The 11790-nt window shown below is 53.3% G+C and carries 16 protein-coding genes and 1 riboswitch; of the genes, 11 read left to right on the forward strand and 5 right to left on the reverse strand.

All coding sequences use genetic code 11. The annotated features are described in order from the left end of the window. Nucleotides 1–2 precede the first annotated feature (2 nt). Nucleotides 3–191: a hypothetical protein gene (locus PBOR_RS02755; protein ID WP_042210345.1), complete on the forward strand. Its 189-nt coding sequence runs from the start codon at nt 3–5 to the stop codon at nt 189–191. 387 nt (nt 192–578) lie between these two features. Here PBOR_RS02755 and PBOR_RS02760 read toward each other — a convergent pair whose 3' ends face one another. After that, nucleotides 579–1025, reverse strand: coding sequence for a hypothetical protein (locus PBOR_RS02760; RefSeq protein WP_042210346.1), 447 nt, complete (start codon nt 1023–1025; stop codon nt 579–581). A gap of 175 nt (nt 1026–1200) precedes the next feature. Next, a riboswitch (cyclic di-AMP (ydaO/yuaA leader) is annotated at nt 1201–1368 on the reverse strand. A gap of 576 nt (nt 1369–1944) precedes the next feature. Between PBOR_RS02760 and PBOR_RS02765 the strand changes: the two genes are divergently transcribed. Further along, complete coding sequence (locus PBOR_RS02765) at nt 1945–2346, forward strand: MerR family transcriptional regulator (protein ID WP_042210347.1); 402 nt, start codon at nt 1945–1947, stop codon at nt 2344–2346. Beyond that, nucleotides 2343–3365, forward strand: coding sequence for an oxidoreductase (locus PBOR_RS02770; RefSeq protein ID WP_245648011.1), 1023 nt, complete (start codon nt 2343–2345; stop codon nt 3363–3365). The genes PBOR_RS02765 and PBOR_RS02770 overlap by 4 nt, the downstream gene beginning before the upstream one ends. A 73-nt stretch (nt 3366–3438) precedes the next feature. On the opposite strand, the gene PBOR_RS02775 is transcribed toward PBOR_RS02770, so the two are convergent. Together PBOR_RS02775 and ytxJ are read right to left on the reverse strand one after the other, a co-directional pair. After that, the gene (locus tag PBOR_RS02775) at nt 3439–3681 is read right to left on the reverse strand and encodes a glutaredoxin family protein (protein ID WP_042210348.1); all 243 of its coding nucleotides are present in this window, start codon (nt 3679–3681) and stop codon (nt 3439–3441) included. Further along, nucleotides 3678–4004 (reverse strand): bacillithiol system redox-active protein YtxJ, encoded by a 327-nt coding sequence (gene ytxJ, locus PBOR_RS02780; protein ID WP_042210350.1) that lies wholly within the window; start codon nt 4002–4004, stop codon nt 3678–3680. Before ytxJ ends, PBOR_RS02775 begins: the two co-directional genes overlap by 4 nt. A 231-nt stretch (nt 4005–4235) precedes the next feature. Between ytxJ and PBOR_RS02785 the strand changes: the two genes are divergently transcribed. The 4 genes from PBOR_RS02785 (at nt 4236) to PBOR_RS02800 (ending at nt 6578) form a co-directional block, all read left to right on the forward strand. Next, nucleotides 4236–4958 carry an SDR family NAD(P)-dependent oxidoreductase gene (locus PBOR_RS02785; protein ID WP_042210352.1) on the forward strand — a complete coding sequence of 241 codons (723 nt, stop codon included), beginning with the start codon at nt 4236–4238 and terminating at the stop codon, nt 4956–4958. A 76-nt stretch (nt 4959–5034) separates the two neighbouring features. Continuing rightward, nucleotides 5035–5670, forward strand: a complete 636-nt coding sequence (locus tag PBOR_RS02790) for a ThuA domain-containing protein (RefSeq protein WP_042210353.1) — start codon at nt 5035–5037, stop codon at nt 5668–5670. A gap of 137 nt (nt 5671–5807) precedes the next feature. After that, entirely contained in the window at nt 5808–6173 is a 366-nt protein-coding gene (locus tag PBOR_RS02795; protein ID WP_042218844.1) for a MerR family transcriptional regulator, read from the forward strand. 63 nt (nt 6174–6236) lie between these two features. Continuing rightward, entirely contained in the window at nt 6237–6578 is a 342-nt protein-coding gene (locus PBOR_RS02800; protein WP_042210354.1) for a thioredoxin family protein, read from the forward strand. 108 nt (nt 6579–6686) lie between these two features. On the opposite strand, the gene PBOR_RS02805 is transcribed toward PBOR_RS02800, so the two are convergent. Next, the gene (locus PBOR_RS02805) at nt 6687–7598 is read right to left on the reverse strand and encodes a CHAD domain-containing protein (RefSeq protein ID WP_042210355.1); all 912 of its coding nucleotides are present in this window, start codon (nt 7596–7598) and stop codon (nt 6687–6689) included. A 286-nt stretch (nt 7599–7884) separates the two neighbouring features. On the opposite strand from PBOR_RS02805, the gene PBOR_RS02810 reads away from it, so the two are divergent. After that, entirely contained in the window at nt 7885–8781 is an 897-nt protein-coding gene (locus PBOR_RS02810; RefSeq protein WP_052429302.1) for a lipoate--protein ligase family protein, read from the forward strand. 585 nt (nt 8782–9366) lie between these two features. Here the strand turns inward: PBOR_RS02810 and PBOR_RS02815 are convergent. Next, nucleotides 9367–10146 (reverse strand): carbon-nitrogen family hydrolase, encoded by a 780-nt coding sequence (locus PBOR_RS02815; RefSeq protein ID WP_042210356.1) that lies wholly within the window; start codon nt 10144–10146, stop codon nt 9367–9369. Between the two features lie 108 nt (nt 10147–10254). Between PBOR_RS02815 and PBOR_RS02820 the strand changes: the two genes are divergently transcribed. From PBOR_RS02820 to PBOR_RS02830, 3 genes are all read left to right on the forward strand, one after another. Then, the gene (locus PBOR_RS02820) at nt 10255–10683 is read left to right on the forward strand and encodes a MarR family winged helix-turn-helix transcriptional regulator (RefSeq protein ID WP_042210357.1); all 429 of its coding nucleotides are present in this window, start codon (nt 10255–10257) and stop codon (nt 10681–10683) included. 39 nt (nt 10684–10722) lie between these two features. Continuing rightward, complete coding sequence (locus PBOR_RS02825; RefSeq protein WP_042210358.1) at nt 10723–11358, forward strand: nitroreductase family protein; 636 nt, start codon at nt 10723–10725, stop codon at nt 11356–11358. Nucleotides 11359–11489: 131 nt separating this feature from the next. Continuing rightward, on the forward strand, nt 11490–11786 hold the full coding sequence (locus PBOR_RS02830) for a putative quinol monooxygenase (protein ID WP_042210359.1): 297 nt from the start codon (nt 11490–11492) through the stop codon (nt 11784–11786). The last annotated feature ends 4 nt before the right edge of the window (nt 11787–11790 follow it).

Here is an 11790-nt window from a genome sequence, read left to right on the forward strand (position 1 = left end):
TTGTGAAGAAAAGTAGACAAACCCCCGTGCTGGTCGCGGTCTCCATCCTGCTGATCATTATCAGCAGCCTGATCCCGTCGGACAAATCAACCTGGCTGGGGGCACTGCAGACCATCCTGCTCGGCGTCGGATTGCTCGGGTGCTGCATGGCCTTCTGGCGGTTCGCCAAGGGCGGCAAGGGCAAGCGCTGATTTCTGGAACTGGAACGGATAGCATAGTAAGAATAGTGTAGAGCGATTAGTGAATTCAAAGACAAGTGCCATTGCTGTTATTAAGCTGGCACTGAGAGCAGATAGAGCCGTGGCGGAAGCCGCGGTTTTTCGTTATTGTCAAGCATTTATACGCTGCGGACTGAGAAGCCCCTATTTGGTGAAAAAGACTTCTTTTCCGCCCGTAGCGGACTCAGGAACTCTTATATTGTTCTTTGGAGCTCAAAATGAGGCGAAACTGGTTAGTTAAGGGCCTCTGAGTCCGCATGGATCGCTGATTGGCCTGATTGGGTGAAATAACGAATCTACAGTCCGCATGGATCGCAGCAGCATGGTTGAAGCTATTGTTCCAGACCCCACCCAGACCCCCTATCCCGCCGACGGACGCGGGACAGCTGACCGCACAGCCGCCATCTGTTCGCGTATCCCTCTAAGCTGCACTTTTAGCTCAGGGACGCTCCGCTGCAGGATGAGGCTGATCTCAGGCAGCGGCAGCTGGATGCCGTACCATAAGGCGCTGGCGATCTGATCCTCCCAGGTGAGCAGGGCAGAAGAGCAGCGGCTGCGGTCTTGAGCCACCAGAGAGCACTGCCGGATGCACTCCCTGTAGGCGGCAATGGAGAAAGCATCTGCTTGGGTGCTGCCCTTCAGCCAAGGCTCATAGAGTGCCGCGAAAGTGGCGGTTGCGGCTTGATCGGCGCGGGCGCCCTTCTCCAGCAGCAGACAGCTCAGCGCATATACGGTTCCGCTGTATTGCTCAATATAGCTGGTGAATCCGGCAGCGGCAGCTGCCTTGGACGATAATGGGTCTGGCATGTGGACACGTTCCTTCCTGAATGTGTGCGATTTGTAGTTTGGTTATGTAGTTGATCAGTATGCCGGAATGCTGATCTGCCGGAATAAGCGCGCAAAAAACCGCAGGCAGAGGAGGACCTCTGCTGCGGTTTGGAACAGGCGTAAGAAGCCTGATGCAAAAACGTCGCGGATCAAGGATCTCTCTCTTTACGCTTACGAGGTTAGCTGTCGGATTCGGACGGTGAGAGTCGCCCTACCTTTTGAGACTGCGCAATTATAGTCCCCTTCGGATTCACCCCAAGTAGGCCTGCGGCCTGATGGTTCCCCCGTTTTCCGCTTGGCGGAAATTCAGCGTGCATTCACATTTCTACTAGTAACTTTCAACACGAATCATACCCTTTCAGGATTGTCTTTGTAAAAATGGAAAAGAGTGCTTCTGCGCCGGATTTGCAATAAATTGCTGCCTGGTGATGAATATTTAAGACTAAAACCATATATGTGGCCGATTATCATCCGTTTATCTCGCTCAATCGCCGTTTTTTATTTTTGTGAGACAGCGGCGGGGTTGTTCCTGGATTTCTTATGATTTATTTGGAATTAAAGCTTGGATCATGATTTCGTAAATCGTCGTAAGGATGAGTAAACAGAAGATGCAGAGAGTTTGAAGCTAAAGTAAGCGTTACCTGATACATAATTGGAGTTGTAGATGCGCTATTAAGGTAATTATGAATGTTTACAAATTGTTCCTGCATTAGAGCCTGATTCTATGAAAAGCTGCACTTTCAGCCGTCGCAAACGATTCACTGCAGAGGGGTGATTTTCCGTTTCCTGCCTGCTTGACTTGGACCATACTCCAGGGATTATCATTTGATTCTGTAAGGGCAGACTGTCAATAAAGTACCAAGCCTGAAAGCCAGGCCAAGAAGGAGGCCAGCAGCCAATGGAGCCTGTTTATACGATCGCCGAGGTAGCAGAGCGGACAGGACTCAGCCAGGATACCATCCGCTATTATGAGAAAATCAAGCTGCTCCCCCCGGCAAGCCGCAAGGAGAACGGCCAGCGGGCATACAGCAGGCGTGAGCTGGACCGGGTGCACTTCGTCGCTATTCTCAAAAGAACCCATATGCCGCTGCGCACCATTCAAGAATATATCCGGGCTTCAGCGGAAGAGGACTACGAGGAATGCTACAGTGTGCTGGACGTGCATAAAACGCTGATTGAAGAGCAGCTCGCAGAACTGACGGCGGCGCTGGAGCTTATGAAATACAAGCTGAAGAACTTCCGGGAGATAAAGGACGGCAAGTTCATCGCGGAAATGGAACAGAGGAGGAACGAAGAATGAATACTGGGGTAAATCAAGAGATGAACAAAGAGTTGAATAACGTGACAGTTAAGCAGCGCCCGATTCCTTCCGGATTTGGCCCGGACACTACGGCAGAGGAAGTAATCCAAGGCCATAATCTGAGCGGTAAAATAGCGGTCGTGACCGGCGGCTACTCCGGCCTGGGCCTGGAGACCACGCGTGTCCTGGCTGCAGCGGGGGCCACTGTGATAGTACCGGTGCGGACACCGGAGAAGGCCCGGCTTGCCCTTGCCGGCATTCCTGGAGTCCAGCTGGAGGCGCTGGATTTGCTGGACCCGGCATCGGTTGATGCCTTCGCGCAGCGGTTCCTGGACTCCGGCCGGCCGCTGGATATCCTCATTCACAGTGCAGGCATTATGGCCTCTCCGCTGGCCCGGGATGCCCGCGGGTACGAAGTGCAGTTCGCGACCAACCATCTGGGGCATTTCCGGCTGGCGGCCCGGCTCTGGCCTGCGCTGGTGAAGGCGGGAGGCGCTCGGGTGGTCTCCGTATCTTCACGCGGCCACCGTATTGCCGGTGTTGATTTCGCAGACGTGAATTTTGAGCGCCGGGCCTATGAGAAATGGACAGCCTACGGCCAGTCGAAGACCGCCAATGTGCTGTTCGCCCTTGAACTGGACAAACGCGGGCAAGCGCAGGGTGTCCGGGCATTCTCAGTGCATCCCGGCAGCATCCTGACCGATCTGGCCCGGCATCTGTCTTATGACGAGCTGCGCGCCATGGGGGCGCTGGATGAAGCGGGCAACCGCATTCCGGCCGGGCAGACGAGTCATATGAAGACGGTGCAGCAGGGAGCCGCGACCAGTGTGTGGTGCGCGGTGAGCCCGCAGCTCGAAGGTGAGGGCGGCGTGTACTGCGAGGATGCTGACATCGCTCCTGTTGCGGAGTCAGGGGATTCGCAACAGCCGGGCGTACAGGCCTGGGCGATCGATCCGGGCAACGCCCTGCGGCTGTGGGAACTGAGTGAGGCTATGACGGGGGTTACATTCCCTGTCTGATTGATCTAAACAACAAAAATGGTGCCGGCCCTGTAAAGAGGGCGGCACCATTTTGCATAATTGGTATTATTCATTAGTGAACAGCTGCTTCAATAAGCTCCTGAAGCTCAGGAAGGTTGAAGCCTTTGACAGCCCGGTTTCCGGCTACGGTGACTGGAACACCCATGAAGCCCAGCTTCTCGACTTCTTCCTGATAGACAGTACTGGTCATCACATCTCTGACTTCGAAGGCAATGCCCTTGCTCTCAAGCAGCTGCTTCACCTGATTGCAGTCGCTGCATCCCGATGTGGAATAGATGATTATGTTCTTGCTCATTGCTCCACAGCTTCCTTGATGGCGCCACGGGTGATTTTCCAGTGGGAAGTGTTCCAGCGGACCTCACCATCCTCCAGCAGGAAAATCTGCGGTGATTCATGCTTAATCCCGAAATCCTCGGCAATCTGATTGGAGATCGGACGGTCTTCGATTACATGTACAATGGCAGCGGGAGTATCGGAATCCTGTGTATAGGCCTGAAATTCCTCGTTTGCTTTGGCGCTGATCGGGCAGGTGGTGCTGTGCTTGAAGAGCAGCTTTTTGCCGGGTTGCCCTACATATTGTTGCAGTTCATCCAAGGTATGGATTTGTTGAATAGACATCAGAGGATCACCTTCCTGGGATATAATTTAGTAAGCCTGTTGTCAACAATTGTGTTGTTAACAACTATTATTCTTGATTGTAACATAGTTCAAAATTAAAGCAAAAGAATGTTCAGGAGGCTTATCCCCCTCCCTTACGGGATGTTGATTAAGACATATTGCCGTGCTAATGTGAGAGTGATGCAGCAACGCTCTGCGCATAAATAAGCAGGTATGAGGGGTGTGCAATTCATGACAAGGGTCGCTTTTGTAACCGGTGCCGACCGCGGGCTCGGGTTTTATCTGGTACGCTTTCTTCTGGAGAATAAATACACAGTTTTTGCCGGCCGGTATTTACCGGAAGTGGAAGCGCTGGAGGCTTTGAAAGGGCAATACCAGGATACGCTAATGCTGGTCCCTCTTGATATCGGCAGCGCAGAGAGCGTGAAGGAAGCAGCGCGGAGTATTGCCGGCAGTACGGGACATATCGATATTATTATCAACAATGCAGGTATTATCCACCAGGCTGATAATGCTACCATGCTCGTGGATATGGATGATGAGGCCATGGCGCATCTCTATAATGTGAATACGCTCGGCGCGCTCAGAGTAAGCAATGCGCTCATGGGATTGCTTCTGCAGGGCAAGCAGCGGCTGATTATTAACATCTCCTCAGAGGCAGGCAGCATCAGCCGGAACAAAAGGATTAACATGTACGGCTACTGCATGTCGAAGGCGGCGCTGAATATGCAGTCCTCGCTGATGCACAATCATCTGCGTAAGCTGGGCGGACAGGTGATGGTCTTTCATCCCGGCTGGCTGCAGTCTTATATGAGCGGAGAGAAGAATATGGAAGCGCCGATTCCTCCGGAGGAATCAGCGTATAAGATTATGAATATCGTACAGGATCATAAGAAATATCTGGGCGAGGAACCGGTGTACATCGATCTGGACGGCAATCTCTGGCCCTGGTAACAGCAGCGGACTTTTGTGGGATAATGGATTAAGCAATAATAGATAATTAACTTTGCACAAGAGAGGTGTGAATCTTATGTCTTCCTTCAAAGCACTTGCGTTTGGCAGCTATACCGAAGTTAAGTATCATCCGTTCGCCGGAGTTGACCGCGAGATTGAGCAGCTGCTGGACCCGGAATTTCAGGTCGTATCGACTGAGGATTACGGGCTGATGAACAAGGAACAGTTATCGGACTGCAGGCTGGTGGTCTCCTATACTGAATTCTCTGATGAGAAATTATCCGCTGCGCAGAGCGGCGCACTGCTGTCTTATGTGGCTGGCGGCGGCGGTCTGCTTGTAGTGCATAACGGGATCTCCCTGCAGCGCAATCAGGAGTTAGGCGCGATGCTGGGTGCCCATTTCACCCACCATCCGGATTATACCGCGCTGCATATGACGATTCCCGCCCGGGAGCACCCTATTATGCAGGGCATCAATGACTTTGTTATCGAGGATGAACCTTACTATTTCGAGCAGCAGCCGCATTTCGAGTCCACGATTCTTGCAGAATATCCCCATGGAGGGGCGATGAGGCAGGCGGCTTGGTGCCATGAATTCGGACAAGGGCGGGTAGTCTACCTGATGCCCGGCCATCATCTGCCTTCCTTCTCGGTGGAGCCGTTCCGCCGGATGATCCGCAGAGGCGGGTTATGGGCAGCAGGACTGCTGTAAGATAATGTGGAGACCGGCTTAAGCTATGCTTAGGCTGGTTTCTTTTATTTATTCTAAAAAAACACCTTGACCCTGACACTAGTGTCAGGGTTTATACTGAGAGCAGACCATTTCTCATGAACCCCGGGGAGACTGCCATGAAAATAGGTGAACTAGCCACACTTACGGGCGTAAGCGTCCGTTCATTGCGATATTATGAGCGTCAGGGACTGATCAAACCGCTGCGCCAGGACAACGGCTACCGTGAATATTCGCCGCTTGCCGTGGATACGGTGGAAACGATCAAGCTGTATTTGAATCTGGGCCTGTCGACAGAAGAGATTGCAGGATTCCTGCACTGTGTTCTGAAGAATAAAGAGGCGTTCTGTGCGGAAGTGATGCCGCTGTACCGCAGCAAGCTGGAGGAGATTGAACGCCAGCTGGTTGAGCTGAATCAGATCAAGCTGAATCTGCAGGACCGGATGGCTTCGATTCTGCAGGAGCAGCAGAACGAAGAGGAATAAGGCGGGTAGATTGAAGATGTTTCTGTGAATATTGAATGTTAAATTTTGAAGGAGGAGCTTGAGATGGCTATGATAATTGCCGATAACGCCGCAGCTGTGCGTGATCAGCTGAAGGCTGGCGGAACCGTGCTGGTGGATTACGGTGCATCCTGGTGCCCGCCATGCAGAACTCTGCTGCCGATTCTGGAAGAGCTGAACGCCGAGTATGGGGACGATGTGAGTATGATTAAGGTGGACTGTGATGAACTGCCGGAACTCGCCTCGGAAGCCGGGGTCATGAGTATGCCGACAGTGATCGTATACAGCGGAGGCCAACCTGTGGAGAAGCTGGTCGGCCTGCGGCCGAAATCCGTCTATCAGGGCGTGCTGAACAAAGTGGCCGGAGCGGTGCGCGGTACTCTTTAAGGTATGGCAACGGGGAGGGCGACTCCCGGCAAGTGAACAAGGCAGGATGCCGCATGAATATCATGCAGCGTCCTGCCTTTGTATTTTCCGGAAATATATATAATGCCGCTATTTCGCGCTCTCTGCTGCAGGGACAACTGGAACAACTGGGACAACCTCATTCTGATGCAGCGCTTCCAGTACTTCTGCACGCAGACTTTCGGTGAACGCCGTCCATGTTTTTTTGCCGACATCGAGCTCTTCCCGTCCAATGGAATTCAGTGTTTCGAGCCACACCCGCTTATCATTGATCACTCCGAGCTGATCCTGAATGTCCTTATAGATTGCTTCGTGGGCATGGAATTTCTGATTCAGCGCAAAAGCGGCCGCATTAGCCGTATAACGCAGATGTTTGGCAGCAATCCGCAGCTCATGAAGCGCCTCGAAGGCTTCCTTGGATTCAGCTTCAGGCCCTTTGAACAAGGTTTTGCAGGCTTTTTTCCTCTGCTCAAAAGCGACTTCAAGCTCGCGCATGACCACATTGGCATCTTTTTTGGCGGCGAGCGGCTCCAGCTGTGTCCCGATAAAAGCAGTCCACTGTGCGTCGAGGGCCTTGCCGGTCAGCTTCGGAAGCGCTTCCTCCAGCTTCTTGCGGAATATCTTCCGCTTATCCTTCTGGTGTTTGATTACCGCCTTGAGCAGTTCGGCGGTTTTGACATCGCCCGCCTCTTTGGCGGTCTTGCGCCGTTCCTTGAAGGATGCAATCAGTACATCTGCGTCCCTTACCTTGCCGAGCTTCTTCTGTGCCTGCTTGAATGTGCTGTACAACTCTTCCGTAACCGAATGGCCCGGATCAAGAATGGACAGGAGTGTCAGCAGCTTGCGGCTATTGACTCTGGCCTGATGAATATCTTCATCCCCGAAACCCTTCAGCACATCTTGGCTATAGTCCCGGAAGTTGATATACAGCTTATTCATTGCCTGCTCCCATTGTCTGGCCTTGCTTAGTTGCCTGTCCTTTGTCAGTTGTTCGGTTGTCATGCGGCATCACTCCTAAGGGTTGTGTATAGCATGAGCTTCAGCGCGAATCTTATGGCTGGGATTATCTTCTTATCCTCTAAGGATAACGGGTTCCAGCCGCCATTTCAAATACAGAGTTTATAGGCTCCAGGCTTCGCGGCCGGGGGCAGATCGGTTACAATATGACTTATTAAGAAATTGAAATTATCATACAGCGGGATACGCAGCGTTACTTACGGGCTCAGGGCGGTGCCCGGCCTGCCGTATCCGGGAAAGAGGTAGTCAGTGGGACTCGCAGGCAATTCGAATGAGAAGTGAACCATATAATGTGCTGGAAAATGGAGTGGCGGGCAGGATGCCTGAAGAGATGGTGCTCTTCACACATTTGAGCGGGGATGCGGAGGAAGCAGAATCCGGGCAGGATATGCTGCTTCCGTTTGCCTTCGAAGAAATGCTGTGCCGTGATGTCGGAAGCGGAGCGGTTCCGCCGATACTGCATCTCTGGAGCCACCCGGGAGGTGTGGCGCTGGGGCTGCGGGACAGCAGGCTGCCCCGTGCGGGGGCGGCGATGCAGGCACTTGAAGAGCAGGGAATCCGCACGGCGGTCCGGCATTCAGGCGGCGCTGCGGTGCCGCTGGATGCCGGAATTGTCAACGTGTCCCTGCTGCTGCCCAAGAGTCCGGGCAAGCTGGACTTTCACGATGATTTCCGGCTGCTGGCTTCGCTGATTACTGAAGCCGTAGCTGTGAGCCATCCGCAGGCGGCGGCGCTGATCCGTGCCGAAGAAGTCACCGGGTCATATTGCCCCGGTGACTTCGATCTGGCCATCGGCGGCCGCAAGTTCTGCGGCATTGCCCAGCGGAGACAGAACAACGCGTACTTCGTCCACGCGTTTGTTGTCGTGTCCGGCACCGGGCTTGCGCGCGGTGAACTCATCCGCAGCTTCTATGCAGAGGCAGCGAATGGGGACGATTCGCTGGATTATCCCCGCGTGCGCCCGGAGACGATCGCCGCGCTCGGGGAGCTGGGCGGCCCGGATTCGGCCGCTGCTTTCGCCGCAGGCATCCGGCAGGCGGTTGCCCGCCGGGGTACCCTGCTGAAGCCGGCGGACCGCCTGCAGCAGGAGACAGGCTACAGCCTGCAGTACGGCGATCCGCGTGTACTGCAGGCGGCGCATGTGCTGCGGGAGAGGTATGCCCGCTGAAGCAAGCGCGCAATGTAACGGGAGCCCTGGGAAGCGTGGAGAGCGGAGAGAGGGCGGTCATTGAAGAGTGAAGGCAGGTGCCTACGAGAAGGGTGAAGGTAAATGCAGATGAGTGAGTGCAGGCGAGCTAAATTCGCCTGCGCTTTTTGCTGCTTGGGGAGGAGGGGGAAATCCCTTTAAGTTGGTTAGTGGAAGGGCATTTGGAGATAGAGAGAGGGAAAAATCCTTTTAAGTTGGTGGTGGGAGGACATTTGGAGGTAGATAGAGGGAAAAATCCCTTTAAGTTGGTTAGTGGGAGGGCATTTCGATGGAAGAGGGCATTTGGCGGAAATGAGGGGCAGAAGTGCTCTTGAATTCGATGGAAGCGGACACTTGGCGGAAATGAGGGGCAGAAGTGCTCTTGAATTCGATGGAAGCGGACACTTGGCGGAAATGAGGGGCAGAAGTGCCCCCGAATTCGATGGAAGCAGTCAATTAGCGGAAATGAGGGGCAGAAGTGCCCCTGAATTCGATGGAAGCGGTCATTTGGCGGAAATGAGGAGCAGAAGTGCCCCTGATTCCCGGGAGAGGGCGTCTTACCCGCCCCTACCTGTACAGCTCCGGACGACGGTCGGAGAAGACCGGGATCTGCCCGCGCACTTCGTGCACCTTGGCGAGGTCGATCTCGCCGCTGAGAATTTCTTCGCTCCCTGAAGCCTCGCTCACAATCTCTCCCCAAGGGTCAACAATCAAGGAATGGCCGCCAAAGGTATTGGCCGGATCTGATCCGGACCGGTTGCAGGCCACCACGTAGCACTGGTTCTCGATCGCCCGGCTGATCAGCAGCGCCCGCCAGTGGGATAAGCGGGGCAGCGGCCACTCTGCGCTGATGAACAGCACTTCAGCGCCCTCCGCCATATGAACCCGCACCCATTCCGGGAAGCGGATGTCATAACAGATTAATCCGGCGCATAAGGTGCCGTCGAGCTTGAACAGTCCTTTGGCTGACCCAGGCTGGAGATAGAGATGCTCATCCATCAGCTTGAACAGATGCAGCTTGCTGTACTGCCCGGCGGGTGCTCCGGTACGGTCAAAGATGAGCATGGTGTTGGTAACTCCGGTATCCTGCCTCACGGCGACAGAGCCGGCGACGATATTAATCCCGTATTCCCGGGCCAGACCGGAAATCAGGGCCCCCGCAGTCCGGCCCCCGCGATCTGCGATCTCGTCCAGCCGGGTCAGATCATAGCCGGTCGTCCATAATTCGGGAAGGATGATGCAGTCCGGTTTGCCGGTAGCAGCTTCGCGGATTTTGCGTTCTGCCGCAGCATAATTCACCTCCGGATTGCCAAATGCTATATCGAGCTGAATCAGGGCTATTTTCATACGGCGGTCTCCTCTTTAATTAGATTAGTTGACGGGTCAACGATTTCGGTGTAAAGTAAGCTTTGTCAAAAAGATTTTGCACAATATATTTGCGTAAGGGGGTTAATTTTGACAGAACATCTGCCCGATGAAGATACGATCTTTGAACTGCTGCAGGCGCTGCATAAGGGGATCAGCCCGAAATTCGAGCGCTGTGCGGGCATTACACCCACCCGGTTCCGCCTTCTGCAAGAATTGTTCCGGGTCTCCGAGATCAGCCAGATTTCGCTGCAAAAGACACTCGATATTGATGCCGCAGCTGTCACCCGCCACTTGAGAGGACTTGAAGACAGCGGGATGATTGCCCGCCGGAATAATCCTGCCGATAACAGGGTCACCCTCGTCACCCTGACCGATCAGGGCCGGGAACATATTAATTCCTACCGGGAAGAGAAGACCCGCTTCATCAGCGAACTGCTCACCGGGTTCAATGAACAGGAACGCACCGTACTCGCAGAGATGCTTACCCGGCTGCAATATAATATTAATTTACTGTAGCCGTCACCTATAATCAAACTATAAAGGAGCTTATTATTCATGAATACAACCAGAAACAATGATTTCACAAGCATTATTACAGGACGCCGCTCAATCCGCAAATACGATACCTCCGTCAAAATCAGCAAAGAGGAAATGACAGAGATCCTTACTGAAGCGACTCTGGCCCCTTCCTCCGTTAATATGCAGCCTTGGCGTTTCCTTATTATCGAAAGCCAGGAAGCCAAAGCCAAGCTGGCCACCATTGCCAAATTCAATCAGCTTCAGGTAGAAACCTCCGCAGCAATGATTGCCGTATTCGGTGATTTGAACAACTTTGACTATGCTGAAGAAATCTACGGAACGGCTGTAGAACGCGGACTGATGCCTGCTGAGGTAAAAGAAAGACAGCTGGCCTCTCTGGGTGCCCACTTCGCGAAGCTGCCTGCGGACGTGAACAGAGAAACGGTTATGATTGATGCCGGTCTGGTCTCGATGCAATTGATGCTGGCCGCCCGTGCCCACGGCTATGACACGAATGCCATCGGTGGATTTGAGAAGGATCAGATCGCGGAATTGTTTGATATGGACAAAGAGCGTTATATTCCGGTCATGCTGATATCGATCGGCAAAGCGGTTGAAGAAGGCTATGCATCCGTCCGTCTGCCGATTGACACTGTTGCCCAGTGGAAATAAATATTGGATAATCCTGGACCGTTGAGTTAATATTCAAGGAAAATCAAACTTCAGCAAAGGCTGCCTGTGCCGGTTGTGTACATAACTGCTCGGGGAGACTCTGCTGCATATTATTTTAGGAGGAATACTAAATGATCATTATCCATGCTTTGCTTCAGGTAAATCCCGCACGTGAGGAGGAGTTCCTTGAAGTCGCGAAGACACTGGTTGCCGCAACCCACGAAGAAGAAGGCAACATCTCATATGAATTGTATAAGCATTCAGCGGACGGAAATACCTACATCATGGTCGAAATCTGGCGTGACCAGGCGGCTGTAGCCGCCCATAATACAAGCCCGCACTTCACCGGCTTCGCCGCCAAAGCAGGAGAATTCCTGACTGCACCGCTGGATGTTAAGCTGTATAACGCTGAAGAATTGAGCAAATAATTCC

This window comes from Paenibacillus borealis, from assembly GCF_000758665.1.
GTDB classification, from domain to species: Bacteria; Bacillota; Bacilli; order Paenibacillales; family Paenibacillaceae; genus Paenibacillus_AQ; species Paenibacillus_AQ borealis.